The 13,860-nt window shown below is 57.3% G+C and carries 17 protein-coding genes; 12 read left to right on the top strand and 5 right to left on the bottom strand.

What is annotated here, in order from left to right:
* Positions 1–108: 108 nt before the first annotated feature.
* The gene (locus P5704_008250) at positions 109–594 is read right to left on the bottom strand and encodes a pilin (protein ID WOF80450.1); all 486 of its coding nucleotides are present in this window, start codon (positions 592–594) and stop codon (positions 109–111) included.
* Between the two features lie 309 nt (positions 595–903).
* On the opposite strand from P5704_008250, the gene pilB reads away from it, so the two are divergent.
* The 5 genes from pilB to yacG all read left to right on the top strand — a co-directional run bounded on the left by pilB (position 904) and on the right by yacG (position 5,632).
* Positions 904–2,607 (top strand): type IV-A pilus assembly ATPase PilB, encoded by a 1,704-nt coding sequence (gene pilB / locus P5704_008245; protein WOF80449.1) that lies wholly within the window; start codon positions 904–906, stop codon positions 2,605–2,607.
* Between the two features lies 1 nt (position 2,608).
* Complete coding sequence (locus P5704_008240) at positions 2,609–3,826, top strand: type II secretion system F family protein (GenBank protein WOF80448.1); 1,218 nt, start codon at positions 2,609–2,611, stop codon at positions 3,824–3,826.
* A gap of 2 nt (positions 3,827–3,828) precedes the next feature.
* Entirely contained in the window at positions 3,829–4,698 is an 870-nt protein-coding gene (locus tag P5704_008235) for an A24 family peptidase (GenBank protein WOF80447.1), read from the top strand.
* 131 nt (positions 4,699–4,829) lie between these two features.
* Complete coding sequence (gene coaE / locus P5704_008230) at positions 4,830–5,438, top strand: dephospho-CoA kinase (GenBank protein WOF80446.1); 609 nt, start codon at positions 4,830–4,832, stop codon at positions 5,436–5,438.
* Positions 5,435–5,632 (top strand): DNA gyrase inhibitor YacG, encoded by a 198-nt coding sequence (gene yacG, locus P5704_008225; GenBank protein WOF80445.1) that lies wholly within the window; start codon positions 5,435–5,437, stop codon positions 5,630–5,632. Before coaE ends, yacG begins: the two co-directional genes overlap by 4 nt.
* A gap of 10 nt (positions 5,633–5,642) precedes the next feature.
* Here the strand turns inward: yacG and P5704_008220 are convergent, their stop codons facing one another.
* Together P5704_008220 and P5704_008215 are read right to left on the bottom strand one after the other, a co-directional pair.
* The gene (locus P5704_008220) at positions 5,643–6,323 is read right to left on the bottom strand and encodes an energy-coupling factor ABC transporter permease (GenBank protein WOF80444.1); all 681 of its coding nucleotides are present in this window, start codon (positions 6,321–6,323) and stop codon (positions 5,643–5,645) included.
* A gap of 62 nt (positions 6,324–6,385) precedes the next feature.
* Positions 6,386–7,423, bottom strand: coding sequence for an NADP(H)-dependent aldo-keto reductase (locus tag P5704_008215; GenBank protein ID WOF80443.1), 1,038 nt, complete (start codon positions 7,421–7,423; stop codon positions 6,386–6,388).
* A 431-nt stretch (positions 7,424–7,854) separates the two neighbouring features.
* Here P5704_008215 and rplM point away from each other — a divergent pair, with 431 nt between their 5' ends.
* From rplM to P5704_008180, 7 genes are all read left to right on the top strand, one after another.
* Entirely contained in the window at positions 7,855–8,283 is a 429-nt protein-coding gene (rplM, locus tag P5704_008210) for a 50S ribosomal protein L13 (GenBank protein WOF80442.1), read from the top strand.
* A gap of 14 nt (positions 8,284–8,297) precedes the next feature.
* Positions 8,298–8,690, top strand: a complete 393-nt coding sequence (gene rpsI / locus P5704_008205; protein ID WOF80441.1) for a 30S ribosomal protein S9 — start codon at positions 8,298–8,300, stop codon at positions 8,688–8,690.
* A 256-nt stretch (positions 8,691–8,946) separates the two neighbouring features.
* Positions 8,947–9,540 carry a ubiquinol-cytochrome c reductase iron-sulfur subunit gene (gene petA, locus P5704_008200; protein WOF80440.1) on the top strand — a complete coding sequence of 198 codons (594 nt, stop codon included), beginning with the start codon at positions 8,947–8,949 and terminating at the stop codon, positions 9,538–9,540.
* A complete protein-coding gene (locus P5704_008195; protein WOF80439.1) occupies positions 9,540–10,751 on the top strand; it encodes a cytochrome bc complex cytochrome b subunit in 1,212 nt (403 codons plus the stop codon). The genes petA and P5704_008195 overlap by 1 nt, the downstream gene beginning before the upstream one ends.
* Positions 10,751–11,530, top strand: coding sequence for a cytochrome c1 (locus P5704_008190; protein WOF80438.1), 780 nt, complete (start codon positions 10,751–10,753; stop codon positions 11,528–11,530). The genes P5704_008195 and P5704_008190 overlap by 1 nt, the downstream gene beginning before the upstream one ends.
* Before the next feature lie 88 nt (positions 11,531–11,618).
* Positions 11,619–12,236 carry a glutathione S-transferase N-terminal domain-containing protein gene (locus P5704_008185; GenBank protein WOF80437.1) on the top strand — a complete coding sequence of 206 codons (618 nt, stop codon included), beginning with the start codon at positions 11,619–11,621 and terminating at the stop codon, positions 12,234–12,236.
* Positions 12,237–12,248: 12 nt separating this feature from the next.
* On the top strand, positions 12,249–12,647 hold the full coding sequence (locus tag P5704_008180; GenBank protein ID WOF80436.1) for a ClpXP protease specificity-enhancing factor: 399 nt from the start codon (positions 12,249–12,251) through the stop codon (positions 12,645–12,647).
* A 43-nt stretch (positions 12,648–12,690) separates the two neighbouring features.
* Here P5704_008180 and P5704_008175 read toward each other — a convergent pair whose 3' ends face one another.
* Together P5704_008175 and P5704_008170 are read right to left on the bottom strand one after the other, a co-directional pair.
* The gene (locus tag P5704_008175) at positions 12,691–13,269 is read right to left on the bottom strand and encodes a BON domain-containing protein (GenBank protein ID WOF80435.1); all 579 of its coding nucleotides are present in this window, start codon (positions 13,267–13,269) and stop codon (positions 12,691–12,693) included.
* Positions 13,266–13,859, bottom strand: a complete 594-nt coding sequence (locus P5704_008170) for a phosphoheptose isomerase (protein WOF80434.1) — start codon at positions 13,857–13,859, stop codon at positions 13,266–13,268. Before P5704_008170 ends, P5704_008175 begins: the two co-directional genes overlap by 4 nt.
* Position 13,860: the final 1 nt, after the last annotated feature.

Raw genomic sequence — 13,860 nt, 5'->3', positions numbered from 1 at the left:
GCGAGGCGTTTAGTTTGCAACGGCGGATACAGCAGGTTCGCGGTGAGCGACGGATTACGCTTCGCTAATCCATCTTACGAATTGATCCGCCTTACCGCGTTACCGCGTTTACCGGCAGTTGCTGGGAGCAAGGTTAGCTTCCAGATCGCCGGCGACGGCAGGCGCTGCTGCGCCTTTTGCACCGCAAGCCCAAGAGATGTTGGTGGCAGGAGGAGTATATGCAGCGCTCGAATCCGGCAGTGCAGTCGGAGCTGTGTTGGCTCCAGTGTATGGGCGGAGAATAAGAGTGCCATCATCCTGAACGGGCTTATCAAACGTAATGGTGATTTGGCCGGTTTTATTGTCAATATCAACTTTTTTTACGTTTGCTGTTGCAGTTGGGGACGTCCATCCTGCGTTATACGGCTTTGCGTTAGCAGCGTTCTCAGCTACAGCAGCTTTCGCGCTAGCAGCGAGAGATAACCCTTCAGACACCTTTGCACGCTTGGTGTAATCCTGATAAGCAGGCAAAGCCACCGCAGCCAAAATCCCGATGATCGCCACAACGATCATCAATTCAATAAGAGTAAAACCCTTCTGCATCTGAGCTTTCATGTGTATCTCCTTAAAGTGTTAAGGCTGTGAGCCTGCCAGGACTAAAGCAGTTGGCGTGCCAGCTCTCCTCCGTGCCGAGCGCAGCGGCCAATACTGTGAAGTGCCTCAAGCTCTTGCCGCTACCGAGAGCTAGTTCCCGAGCGCAGCCCGGGTCCCATGCTTCAAGCGCCTAAATAAAATAGCTATGTTGCACCTCATGGCCGACTCTTCGCGGGCTATATGTGACCAATAACGTCACTTGCCGCCGCCCTTGTTTGCAGCCACCGGCATCTACGCTATAAGGCGGGCATAGATTGGAGCGAGGCCGCCATGAGCGAAAACATTTCCCTATCCGGGCTGGCACGGCAGATGGTCGTGGCCGGCGTGTTGGACGAAAAAACGGCCCAGCAGGCGCAGGCTCAAGCCGTTCGCGGCAAAACACCCTTTGTCACCTATGTAGTGCAGAACAAGTTGGCCAAAGGCCGCGCCATAGCCGAGCTTGCTTCCGATCAATTCGGTGTAGCGCTGCTGGACCTGTCTGCGCTGAACAAGGAGTCGCTGCCCAAGGATCTGATCAGTGAGAAGTTGGCCCGCCAACATCGGGTGCTGCCGCTTTCCAAGCGCGGCACCAAGCTTTATGTCGCCATCTCCGATCCGGCTAATCATCAATCGATTGCCGATATCCAGTTCAGTACCGGGCTGAGCATCGAGTCGATTCTGGTGGAAGACGACAAGCTGGGCGAGGCCATCGACAAACTGTACGAAAGCGGCGCCACCGGACTAGAGGAGCTGGGCGAAGTCGATCTGGATGGGGTCGATGTCGAGTCCGTCACCGAAGATGGAAAAGCTGAGGAAGGCGGAGAGGCCGCTGACGACGCCCCGGTCGTGCGCTTCGTCAACAAGATGCTGCTCGACGCCATTCGTGGAGGCTCGTCCGACCTGCACTTCGAACCTTACGAAAAAGTCTTTCGCGTACGCCTGCGTACGGACGGCATCCTGCATGAGGTGGCGCGGCCTCCGGTCCAGCTGGCTCCGCGTATCTCCGCACGCTTGAAAGTCATGGCTGGCCTGGACATCTCCGAGCGCCGCAAGCCGCAGGATGGTCGCATCAAGATGAAGCTGTCCAAGAATAAGGCCATCGATTTTCGCGTCAATACGCTACCCACGCTCTGGGGAGAGAAGATCGTGATGCGAATTCTCGATCCGTCCAGTGCGCAGATGGGCATCGATGCATTGGGTTATGAAGAGGATCAGAAAGAGCTCTATATGAATGCCCTGAAGCAGCCGCAGGGCATGATTCTGGTAACCGGCCCTACGGGATCGGGCAAGACGGTATCTCTTTACACCGGTCTCAATATTCTCAACACGGTGGATGTGAACATCTCGACCGCCGAAGACCCGGTGGAGATCAACCTGGAGGGTATCAACCAGGTCAACGTCAACCCGCGTCAGGGCATGGACTTCTCTCAGGCGCTGCGGGCGTTTCTGCGTCAGGACCCGGACATCATCATGGTGGGCGAGATCCGCGACCTGGAGACCGCCGAAATTGCCATTAAGGCGGCACAGACCGGCCACATGGTCATGTCGACGCTACACACCAACAGCGCCGCGGAAACCCTGACCCGTCTTCGCAACATGGGGGTGGCCGCGTTCAATATTGCGACCTCGGTCAACCTGATCATCGCGCAGCGACTGGCACGCAAGCTTTGCAACAGTTGCAAGAAGGAGGTCGATCTGCCGCGCGAGGCGCTGTTGGAAGAGGGCTTCCCTGCCGACAAGATCGGGACGTTCAAAATCTATGGCCCGGTCGGCTGCGACAATTGCAAGGGTGGTTACAAAGGCCGTGTCGGTATTTATGAAGTGGTTAAAAACACGCCGGCGTTGGCCAGGATTATCATGGAGGACGGCAATTCCATCGACATTTCCACCCAGATGCGTAAAGACGGCTTTAACGATCTGCGTACTTCGGCTCTAGTTAAAGCCATGCAGGGCGTGACCAGCCTGGAAGAAGTGAACCGGGTGACCAAGGACTAACATGGCGCAGAAAGCGATAAAAACCAGTGTGTTCACCTGGGAAGGGACAAACAAGCAGGGCGCGAAGATAAAGGGCGAGCTCAACGGCGTGAGCCCCGCGATGGTCAAGGCGCAGCTGCGTAAGCAGGGCGTTAACCCCCACAAGGTGCGCAAGAAGTCGGTTTCGCTGTTCAGTGCTGGCAAAAAGATCAAGCCGATGGACATCGCCCTGTTCACTCGCCAGATGGCAACCATGATGAAAGCTGGTGTGCCGCTATTGCAGTCCTTCGACATCATCGGTGAGGGCTTTGACAATCCGAACATGCGCAAGCTGGTGGATGATCTGAAACAGGAGGTCGCCGCGGGTAATAGCTTCGCAACCGCGCTGCGCAAGAAGCCTCAATACTTCGATGATCTCTATTGCAATCTGGTTGATTCGGGCGAGCAGTCCGGTTCGCTAGAAACGCTGCTTGATCGGGTGGCAACCTACAAGGAAAAGACCGAGGCCCTGAAGGCCAAGATCAAGAAGGCGATGAATTACCCTATTGCCGTCGTATTGGTTGCAATCATTGTTTCGGCGATCTTGCTGATCAAGGTGGTTCCGCAGTTTCAGGACGTCTTCGCAAACTTCGGCGCGGAGCTCCCGGCGTTTACATTGATGGTGATTGGCTTGTCCGAAGCGCTGCAGGCCTGGTGGCACGTGGTGCTGCTCGTCATGTTTGGGGTGGCTTATGCTTTCAAGACTGCCCACGGCAAATCGGAACGTTTCCGCAATGGGTTTGACCGTTTTTTGCTCAAGATTCCAGTGGTCGGCGATATTCTCTATAAGTCTGCGGTGGCGCGCTTTGCGCGCACGCTGGCCACTACCTTTGCCGCCGGTGTACCGTTGGTCGATGCATTGGACTCGGTGGCTGGGGCGACCGGCAATGTGGTATTCCGCAATGCGACCATGAAGGTCAAGGCTGATGTATCCAGTGGTATGCAGCTGAACTTTTCGATGCGCACTACCGGCACCTTTCCCAGTATGGCGATCCAGATGACGGCGATTGGCGAGGAGTCCGGCTCTCTTGATGAGATGCTTGCGAAGGTGGCGACGTTCTATGAAGACGAAGTCGACAATATGGTCGACGGGCTGACTGCTCTGATGGAGCCAATGATCATGGCGGTGCTTGGTGTGCTGGTCGGCGGTTTGATCATTGCCATGTATCTCCCGATTTTCCAACTGGGTGCCGTCGTCTAATTATGATGTTGATGGATTATCTGGCCAGCCACGTGCTGGCCTTTGTTTTGTCCGCTGCTTTGCTGGGCTTGTTGATCGGCAGCTTCCTCAACGTCGTGATTTATCGCCTGCCGATCATGATGCAGCGTGAGTGGCGTGCGCAGGCGCTTGAGTATCTCGAGTGCCCGCCGGAGCAGATCAGTGAGCGCTTCAATCTGCTGCTGCCAAGTTCGCGGTGCCCGCACTGTGATCATCAGATTCGCTCTTGGGAGAATATCCCCTTGGTCAGCTGGCTGGCCTTGCGTGGCAAGTGTTCGTCATGCCACGCACCGATCAGTAGTCGCTATCCCCTCGTGGAGTTGGCGTGCGGCCTGCTTTCTGGCTATGTCGCTTGGCATTTCGGTTTCACCTGGCAGGCAGGAGCAATGCTGTTGCTGACCTGGGGATTGGTGGCGATGAGCATGATCGATATCGATCATCAGTTGCTGCCCGATTCGCTAGTTCTGCCGCTGTTGTGGCTTGGCCTCATCCTGAACAACTTCGGTTTGTTCGTATCACTTGAAAGTGCACTGTGGGGAGCGGTAGCGGGATATCTGAGCCTGTGGTCGGTTTATTGGCTGTTCAAGCTGGTCACCGGCAAAGAAGGTATGGGCTATGGCGATTTCAAACTGCTTGCGATGTTAGGAGCTTGGGGGGGGGGGCAGGTGTTACCACTTACCATCCTATTGTCGTCGGTGGTTGGGGCTGTTCTTGGCACAATCCTGTTGCGGGTGCAGCGCGCCGAGAGCAGCACGCCCATCCCTTTCGGTCCCTACTTGGCGATCGCCGGCTGGATCGCGTTGCTTTGGGGTGACCGGATTACCGAGAGCTATCTCCATTTCGCGCGCTTCTAAGTCGGACACCATTGCTGAGTCGAAAGCCGTTCCGCCGACTTGTACTCTTAACGAAAGACGTTCTGGGCTTGCGCTTCGCAGGCTGAGTAGTTACTACTGCGCGTCCTGTTTTTAGTCTGGGTATGGTTGCGATGGAGCCCTGGATTCTCGGGTTGACTGGCGGCATTGGTAGTGGCAAGACCGCGGTGCTGGATCGCTTCGCCAGTCTGGGTGTACATGTCGTCGATGCCGATCAGGCGGCGCGCTGGGTGGTCGAGCCCGGGCGGCCAGCGTTGCTGCAGATCGCCGAGCGCTTCGGCTCAGGCATCTTGCTCGCGGACGGCGCTCTGGATCGAAAAGGGCTGCGTGAGCGTATATTCGATAACCCGGCCGACAGGCAGTGGCTGGAACAGCTGCTGCATCCTCTGATTCGAGCTGAGATCGCCAGGCATCTTGCCTTGGCTGAGTCGCCTTACGCCATCATGGCTTCTCCGCTGCTGATCGAGTCAGGGCAGTACCGTCAGGTCAATCGTGTGCTGGTTGTAGACGTCCCTGTGTCACTCCAGGTTGCGCGCACGATGGCACGTGATCAAGTCAGTGAGAAGCAGGTGCGGGCGATTCTCAAGGCGCAGGCCAGTCGTGAAGCGCGCCTGCAACATGCCGATGATGTGCTGGTAAATGATCGAGATCTGTCGTGGCTAGGGGCGGAGGTCGAGCGATTGCACCGCTTTTATTTGACGTTACGAGGAGGGCAGGTATGACCGCTGCGATAGTTGAGTGTCCGACGTGTGGAGCGCCGGTAGAGTGGGGGCCGCAAAGCCCAAGCCGGCCGTTCTGTTCCGATCGTTGCAAGCTTATCGATCTTGGTGCCTGGGCGTCGGAAGCGCACGCGATTCCGGGCAATGAACTCGAGGATGATCTGTTCTCAGGTGACATGCCTCCGCGCGAGCACTAGCGCTTTGACGCTACTTGTCTTCTTTCCATGGCGCCTGCAGATAGCGGCTTTGATTGAAACTTTCCATCCAGTCCGGGTAGAAAACCACCAGGGCGGTAATCGCTGTGCCGTTGATGAAGGCTTCGGGGAACATGACCAGCCATAGGTAGCCGGCAAAATCCGCCAGCCAAGGCGGCATCGGGTAGCGACCATCCAATAGCAGTACGCCGAGCGATGCCAGGATGCACGCCAATGCTGCGAGCGCCGCTGGAAAGAATCCAGCGAAGAAAATGAAGACGAACAGGTTGCGGGGTTGGGCGCGTTCTACGAGTCGCGCGCATACAACCGTGACCAGCACTGGGATCAGTACCAGCAGGATGCCGTTCATGCCCAGGGCTGCAACTTGTTGATGACCTGTCAGTGTCAGGCCGACCTGGGCGATGAGGGCGGCGATGATTGCCAGTGGCCAGTCCAGTAGCAAGGTGACGGCTGTCAGTCCGATGAAGTGGAATGAAAGGCCCGAATCGAAGTCCCTTCGCACCAGCCAGAGCAGAAAGATCGAAAGCATTGCGCCGAACAGCAAGTGCTGACGGCGAGTATCACTGAAGAGCTCGACCCAGGGAGCTCGCCAGGTCGCCCATAACAGTGCGATCACATAGATTATCCAGCCCGCCAGCAGGCTGGATGGAGCAAGCAGGTGGGCGGCGATCATGCTAGTGATTCCTTTGTGCTCGTTGTTGCCGGTGCGCAGTAGTCGGTGCTTCGTGAAGGGGCTTAGGGGGCTGGATTCGGCTGTTCTGTGTGGATCGCTTCAATTGCGGCTAGCACTTCACTCGAGAGCGTAATTTCGGCGCTACGGATATTCGACTCAAGTTGCTCTAGTGATGTCGCGCCGATGATATTGCTGGTGACGAAGGGTTGCGCTGTGACATACGCAAGCGCCATCTGTGCTGGATCCAGTCCATGCTCGCGAGCCAGTTTAACGTACCGAGAGCATGCGGCTCTGGCCTGGGGGTTGTTATAACGTGCGAAGCGTTGAAAGAGCGTGAGGCGCGCGCTGGCAGGGCGAGCACCGTTCTCGTATTTGCCGCTGAGCATGCCGAATGCCAGTGGCGAGTACGCGAGTAGGCCGCATTGTTCGCGGATGCTGATTTCCGCCAGGCCAACCTCGAAACTGCGATTGAGCAGGTTATAAGGGTTCTGTATCGAAACCGAACGCGGCAAGCCGCGAGCTTCGGCTAATTGCAGGTATTTCATCGCGCCCCAAGGTGTTTCGTTGGACAGGCCGATGTGGCGGATTTTGCCCGCTTTGACTTCGGCATCGAGCGCTTCGAGAGTTTCTTCCAGTGGAGTGAAGTCGCCATCTTGATGTCGGTAGCCCAGCTGCCCGAAAAAGTTGGTGCTGCGTTCCGGCCAATGTAGCTGGTACAGGTCGATCCAGTCGGTTTGCAGGCGCCGAAGGCTGTTATCGAGCGCGGTGCGGATCTGTTCGCGATTGAATTTGGGTTGACCGTCGCGAATGTGGGTAATGCCGTTGCCGGGTCCCGCGATCTTCGTGGCTATGATCCAGTCGGCTCTGTCGCCCCGGCTCTGGAAGTAATTTCCTATGTATTGCTCAGTGGTTGCGTAGGTTTCCGGGCGCGGCGGCACCGGGTACATCTCGGCCGTATCTATGAAGTTGATGCCGGCAGTCTTCGCCCGGTCGATCTGGGCGAATGCCTGGGCCTGGTCGTTCTGTTCTCCCCATGTCATGGTGCCGAGGCAAAGTGAACTGACTTTCAGATTTGTGCGGCCGAGTGAGCGATATTCCATGCAATACCTCGCGTGATCTGAGACTGAGTGCCGAAGAGCTTAACGAAGACGGGACGGCTTGTGCTCATGAGAGCGTTCGACGTATCCGAAGTGCCCTGGATGTCACGCTGGCAGATCTAGGGAGTGAGGCTCCCTGTTTGGTGGGCTGTGCCTGCTTGAGAGCGGGTGTAGCGGAATTCGATAACTATAAATGTCGGTTGCTATTTTGCTGGTAATCAGGATAATTCCGCAGCCTGTCGCCGGGGATGCCTAGCCTGTCGACGCAAGCCAAAGGTAGGGGATGCCTAGCCTACCGAACCACTGCCGTGGCGGACGCGCTGACCCGAGCCCCCGATAGCGTCTGTTTCCGGCTGCCCTGGCCTTGCCAGGGCGAGCACCATTCAGTAAGATTCGCCGTCTTATTTTCAGGGCGGCCCCTGAGGCTATAACGAATGAAGACATTTACTGCTAAACCGGAAACCGTCAAGCGCGACTGGTTCGTCGTCGACGCTGCCGGCCAGACCCTGGGTCGTCTGGCAACCGAAATCGCTAGCCGCCTGCGTGGCAAGCACAAGCCGGAATACACCCCTCACGTGGATACTGGCGATTACATCGTCGTGATCAACGCTGAGCAAGTGCGTGTGACTGGTGCCAAGACCACAGACAAGGTGTACTACTCTCACTCCGGTTTCCCGGGTGGCATCAAGTCGATCAGCTTCGAGAAGCTGATCGCCAAGGCGCCCGAGCGTGTGATCGAGACCGCGGTCAAAGGCATGCTGCCGAAGAACCCGCTGGGTCGCGACATGTATCGTAAGCTGAAGGTGTACAAGGGTGCCAGCCACCCGCACACCGCTCAGCAGCCCCAAGAACTGAAGATTTAACGGAATAGTTCATTATGTCGGCGACTCAAAATTACGGCACTGGCCGTCGCAAGACTGCAACCGCGCGCGTCTTTCTGCGCCCGGGTACTGGCAAGATCTCCATCAACAACCGTGAGCTGGATAACTTCTTCGGTCGCGAAACTGCCCGCATGGTCGTTCGTCAGCCGCTGGAGCTGACTGAGACTGTCGAGAAGTTCGATATCTACGTCACCGTTCTCGGTGGTGGTGTCAGCGGTCAGGCCGGTGCCATTCGTCACGGTATCACTCGTGCTCTGATCTCGTATGACGAAACTCTGCGCAGCCCGCTGCGTAAGGCTGGCTTCGTCACTCGCGACGCTCGTGAAGTGGAACGTAAGAAGGTCGGTCTGCGCAAAGCGCGCAAGCGTCCGCAGTACTCCAAGCGCTAATTCGCGCTTTCAAAAGAAACGCCCAGTTTCGTTCGGAGCTGGGCGTTTTTTTTTGGGGTGCGTTTTTATATGGCGGTGCGACAGTGTGTCGCGCGCTGGAAAGCCTGAAGGCCGGGCATTAGGGCTTATGTGACAGGCTATTACCTTGTCAGAAGAAGGCCTTTTCTTTACCATTTGGCGAATTTTTCGCGGCCCAATTTTACGTGGTACATGCCTGCGTCAAGCAGGCCATAAGAAGCTGATGGGAGACGACTGAATGAGCAATGACGGCGTGAATGCAGGCCGGCGTCGCTTCCTTGTGGCCGCCACTTCGGTGGTGGGCGCTGCAGGAGCGGTGGGTGCTGCGGTCCCGTTTGTGGGATCGTGGTTCCCGAGTGCCAAGGCCAAGGCGGCCGGTGCGCCGGTAAGGGTAAATATCAGCAAGATCGAGCCGGGGCAGCAGATGGTCGCCGAGTGGCGCGGTCAGCCGGTATTTATCGTGCGTCGGACCGACGAGGTCCTCGGAAATCTGGAGAAGGTTGCCGGCCAGGTAGCCGATCCTGAGTCCAAGGCTTCCGAGCAGCCTGCTTATGTCGATCCGAAGAACCGGTCGATCAAGCCCGAGTTGCTCGTGGTGGTCGGTCTGTGTACTCACCTCGGCTGTGCGCCGTCCTTCCGTCCTGAGGTGGCTGCGGCCGATCTCGGTGCCGATTGGCTTGGTGGGTATTTCTGTCCTTGCCATGGTTCCAAATACGATATGGCCGGTCGCGTCTATAAGTCGCAGCCAGCTCCCTTGAACCTGCCGGTGCCCCCGCACTCGTACGAGACCGATAATGTAATCATCATCGGTGTGGACCAGGAGAACGCCTGATGAGCAAGTTCATGGAATGGGTCGACGCCCGCTTCCCCGCGACCAAGATGTGGGAAGACCATCTTTCGAAGTACTACGCCCCCAAGAACTTCAACTTCCTGTATTTCTTCGGTTCGCTGGCGCTGCTCGTACTGGTCAATCAGATACTTACCGGTATCTGGCTGACCATGAGCTTCGAGCCTTCGGCTGAGGGCGCCTTCGCCTCCGTCGAATACATCATGCGCGACGTTGAGTACGGCTGGATCATCCGTTACCTGCACTCCACGGGCGCGTCCGCGTTCTTCGTGGTGGTCTATCTGCATATGTTTCGTGGGATCCTCTACGGCTCCTATCAGAAGCCGCGCGAGCTGGTGTGGATCTTCGGCATGATGATCTATCTGGCGCTCATGGCTGAGGCCTTCATGGGTTATCTGCTGCCTTGGGGACAGATGTCCTACTGGGGTGCCCAGGTAATCATCTCGCTGTTTGGTGCCATTCCGGTCATCGGTGGTGACCTGACCCAGTGGATTCGCGGTGACTACCTCATCTCAGGCATCACGCTGAACCGCTTCTTCGCGCTGCACGTGATCGCGCTGCCAATCGTCATTCTTGGCCTGGTCGTTCTGCACATCCTGGCGCTGCACGAGGTTGGCTCGAACAACCCGATGGGTGTCGATATCAAGAAGACCAAGGATGAGAATGGCGTGCCGCTCGATGGCATCCCGTTCCACCCTTACTACACCGTTAAAGACATTGTCGGTGTCGTAGTATTCCTCTTCGTCTTCTGTGCGGTCGTGTTCTTCTTCCCTGAGATGGGCGGCTATTTCCTTGAGAAGCCGAACTTCGAAGTGGCGAACGCGTTCAAGACTCCGGCACACATTGCTCCTGTTTGGTACTTCACTCCGTTCTACGCGATTCTGCGCGCGGTGCCGGATAAGCTGCTTGGCGTTATTGCCATGGGGGCGGCGATCGCAGTGCTCTTCGTGTTGCCCTGGTTGGATCGAAGCCCGGTCAAATCCATGAAGTACAAGGGTTGGATGAGCAAAGTAACGCTGTTGGCGTTCTGTGTATCCTTCATCATTCTCGGCGTGCTTGGCGTACTTGCACCGACTCCCGAGCGCACTCTGCTCGCGCGGATATGTACTGCTATCTACTTCGGCTACTTCATCCTGATGCCGTTCTATACCAAGCTCGAGAAGACCAAAGTGGTTCCGCAAAGGGTGGCTGGCTGATGAAAAAGCAATTTGCTGCATTGATTCTTGCAATTCTGCCGGTCTTTGCCTCCGCTGCAGGGACCGAGGTGCACTTGGATAAGGTCGATATCGACCTGACTGACAAAGCGGCCATGCAGGACGGTCTGAAGACTTTCGCCAACTACTGCATGGGTTGTCATAGCGCGCAGTACCAGCGTTATGAGCGTGTTGCCACTGACCTCGGTATTCCCGAAGAGGTCATGATGGACAACGTCGTTTTTGCTGATGCCAAGTTTGGCGATCACATGAAGATCGGCATGAAGCCTGATGACGCCAAAGTCTGGTTCGGTGCTGCTCCGCCGGACCTGACCCTGGTTGCTCGCGTTCGCGGCAACGACTGGCTGTACACCTACATGCGCAGTTTCTACGAAGATCCGGCCCGCCCTTATGGCGTCAACAATACGGTCTTCCCGAACGTCGGTATGCCGCACGTCTTGGCTCCGCTTCAGGGGCGTCGCGTCGTGGGCTGCAAGCAGGTGCAGGTGGTCGAAGACGGTCGCAAGCAGTTTGATCCTCTGACCGGCACGCCGATCACTAAAGAGGCATGCGATCAGATGGTCATCGAGCCTGGTACCGGCACGCTCTCCGAGGCCGAGTATGACGAGAAGATCAAGAACCTGGTGACCTTCCTTGCCTATTCGGCAAACCCGGTCAAGCTGGAGAGCCAGCGCATCGGTACCTATGTGCTGCTGTTCCTGGCGGTGTTCTTCGTGTTCGCTTACCTGCTCAAGCGTGAGTACTGGAAAGACGTTCACTAAGCTGCACGTTCCAACTGCTGTACCCTGCGCGCGCCCTCTGGGCGCGCGTGTTTTTTCTGCTTCAAGATAAAAGAGTGAGGAAGGACCTATGGCTGCAACCAATCGGTTGGGCTGCTACTCCGATCCCGCCGACCACTATTCCCATCGCGTTCGTCTCGTGCTCGCAGAGAAAGGCGTCAGTGTGGACATACTTGACGTCGAGGCGGGGCAGTGTCCGGTCAAGCTGGCCGAGGTGAACCCGTATGCCAGTGTTCCGACGCTGGTGGATCGCGATCTGGCACTGTATGAGCCGAGTGTGATTCTGGAGTATCTGGAAGAGCGTTACCCCCATCCCCCTTTATTGCCGGTGTATCCAGTTGCGCGGGCGAATACTCGCCTGCTGGTTCATCGCATTCAGCGAGATTGGTGTTCGCTGGCCGACCGTATCCTTGACCAGCGTACCGCTGAGCCGGAACGCGCGCAGGCGCGCAAAGAGCTTCGTGAAAGCTTGACCGGCGTGTCGCCGATATTCGCGGAAAAGCCGTATTTCATGAGTGACGAGATCAGTCTCGTCGACTGCTGCCTGTTGCCTATCCTCTGGCGTTTGCCCAGACTCGGTATCGAGTTGCCTCGAGCTGCCAAGCCGTTGCTTGACTATATGGAGCGCAGTTTCGCCCGCGAGGCCTTTCAGGCCAGTCTTTCCGCCGTCGAGCGCAACATGCGCTGAGAGAGGGTTCCCATGAATTCAAGTCGCCCCTATCTAGTCAGAGCGCTCTACGAGTGGATCGTGGACAATGATTGCACGCCGCACTTGCTGGTCAACGTCGATTATCCCGGCGTGCAGGTCCCTGCCGGGTTCGCCAGTGACGGGCAGATCGTGCTGAACGTTGCGCCAAGCGCCATACGCCACCTGCACATGGATAATGAGGCGATCAGCTTCGAGGGGCGTTTCGGTGGCGTTGCTCACTCGTTGAACGTACCGTCCGCTGCGGTGATGGCCATCTATGCCAGGGAAAATGGGCAGGGCATGGTGTTCGAGATCGAGCCGACGCCGCCGGACGACGATGCGCCAAGCGAGAGCGGTGGTGACGACGCGCCGCGGCCGGGCGGACGTCCGAGTTTGAAGGTGGTCAAGTAGACGAGCGCGGCGCCCGGATCGTTGCTCGGGCGCCTGAGGTGGTTCAGTCGATGTATTCGAACAGCTTGACGATACGCTGCACGCCACTGACACCTTGAACGAGGTTGGTGGCGCGGTTGCCTTCCTGGCGGGTAACCAGGCCCAGCAGGTAGACGATGCCGTTTTCCGTGATCACCTTGATCCGTGAGCCTGGCACGCTGTTATCTGCAAGCATCTGAGTCTTGATCTTGGTGGTCAGCCAGGAATCGTTGCTGCGCGCCAATGCCGAGGATGGCTGCAGGATCTGCAGTTCATTGTGGACGCGCTTGACACGCTGCACGCTGCCTGCCGCCCGTTCAGCCATTTCCTTGAGTTCTGCGCGCGGAGTCTGACCGGCCAACAGCACGACGCCGTTGTAGCTGGCCACGACTATGTGCGAGCCCTGATCAAGATCTGGATGGGCTTTGGCGATATTGACCGCAGCCTTTGTTTCGATCAGCGAGTCGTCAATCTTGCTGCCGATGGTGCGGGTGCCGCGGTTGTCGGCAATTGGATCGTCGCGGGTCGCGGTCAATACCGAACTACAGCCGCTGACGGCCAGGCACAGGCCTAGGGCGATAACAGGCAGTCGGAGCACGTTCATTCCTCACTTCCGAACAATTGGTTGTCGATCAGATCGCACAAGCAGTGAATAGCCAGCAGGTGCACTTCCTGGATGCGGGCTGTGACCTTGGCTGGTACGCGGATTTCGACGTCTTCTGGCAGCAATAGCGACGCCATGCCGCCTCCGTCCCGCCCGGTCAGCGCTACTACCAGCATTTCCCGGTCATGGGCTGCCTGGATGGCCTGGATCACGTTGGCGGAATTGCCGCTGGTAGAGATCGCTAGCAATATGTCGCCTGGCTGTCCAAGGGCGCGGATCTGCTTGGAGAATACTTCGTTGTAGCTGTAATCGTTGGCGATCGAGGTGATCGTCGAGCTGTCGGTGGTCAGGGCAATGGCGGGAAGGCTCGGCCGCTCACGCTCAAAGCGGTTGAGCAGCTCGGAGGAGAAGTGCTGCGCGTCGCCGGCGGAGCCGCCGTTGCCACAAGTAAGAATCTTGCCTTCGCTAAGAAGGGCATTGACCATCGCCTGGCCGGCCTGTTCGATGCTCGGAGCCAGTACTTCCATGGCCTGCTGTTTGGTTTCGATGCTGGCCTGGAACAGTTGGCGGATTCGGGTTTGCATGTCCATT

It is taken from the genome of Pseudomonas sp. FeN3W (genome assembly GCA_030263805.2).
Classification (GTDB): Bacteria; Pseudomonadota; Gammaproteobacteria; order Pseudomonadales; family Pseudomonadaceae; genus Stutzerimonas; species Stutzerimonas stutzeri_G.
The sequence above is the reverse complement of the archived record's forward strand: the minus strand, read 5'-3'. Positions and strand labels throughout refer to the sequence as shown.

Coding starts and splice junctions, on each gene's coding strand:
- P5704_008250 (WOF80450.1), bottom strand. CDS start 594: ATGAAAGCTCAGATGCAGAAGGGTTTTACTCTTATTGAATTGATGATC.
- pilB (WOF80449.1), top strand. CDS start 904: ATGAGCGAAAACATTTCCCTATCCGGGCTGGCACGGCAGATGGTCGTG.
- P5704_008240 (WOF80448.1), top strand. CDS start 2,609: ATGGCGCAGAAAGCGATAAAAACCAGTGTGTTCACCTGGGAAGGGACA.
- P5704_008235 (WOF80447.1), top strand. CDS start 3,829: ATGATGTTGATGGATTATCTGGCCAGCCACGTGCTGGCCTTTGTTTTG.
- coaE (WOF80446.1), top strand. CDS start 4,830: ATGGAGCCCTGGATTCTCGGGTTGACTGGCGGCATTGGTAGTGGCAAG.
- yacG (WOF80445.1), top strand. CDS start 5,435: ATGACCGCTGCGATAGTTGAGTGTCCGACGTGTGGAGCGCCGGTAGAG.
- P5704_008220 (WOF80444.1), bottom strand. CDS start 6,323: ATGATCGCCGCCCACCTGCTTGCTCCATCCAGCCTGCTGGCGGGCTGG.
- P5704_008215 (WOF80443.1), bottom strand. CDS start 7,423: ATGGAATATCGCTCACTCGGCCGCACAAATCTGAAAGTCAGTTCACTT.
- rplM (WOF80442.1), top strand. CDS start 7,855: ATGAAGACATTTACTGCTAAACCGGAAACCGTCAAGCGCGACTGGTTC.
- rpsI (WOF80441.1), top strand. CDS start 8,298: ATGTCGGCGACTCAAAATTACGGCACTGGCCGTCGCAAGACTGCAACC.
- petA (WOF80440.1), top strand. CDS start 8,947: ATGAGCAATGACGGCGTGAATGCAGGCCGGCGTCGCTTCCTTGTGGCC.
- P5704_008195 (WOF80439.1), top strand. CDS start 9,540: ATGAGCAAGTTCATGGAATGGGTCGACGCCCGCTTCCCCGCGACCAAG.
- P5704_008190 (WOF80438.1), top strand. CDS start 10,751: ATGAAAAAGCAATTTGCTGCATTGATTCTTGCAATTCTGCCGGTCTTT.
- P5704_008185 (WOF80437.1), top strand. CDS start 11,619: ATGGCTGCAACCAATCGGTTGGGCTGCTACTCCGATCCCGCCGACCAC.
- P5704_008180 (WOF80436.1), top strand. CDS start 12,249: ATGAATTCAAGTCGCCCCTATCTAGTCAGAGCGCTCTACGAGTGGATC.
- P5704_008175 (WOF80435.1), bottom strand. CDS start 13,269: ATGAACGTGCTCCGACTGCCTGTTATCGCCCTAGGCCTGTGCCTGGCC.
- P5704_008170 (WOF80434.1), bottom strand. CDS start 13,859: ATGGACATGCAAACCCGAATCCGCCAACTGTTCCAGGCCAGCATCGAA.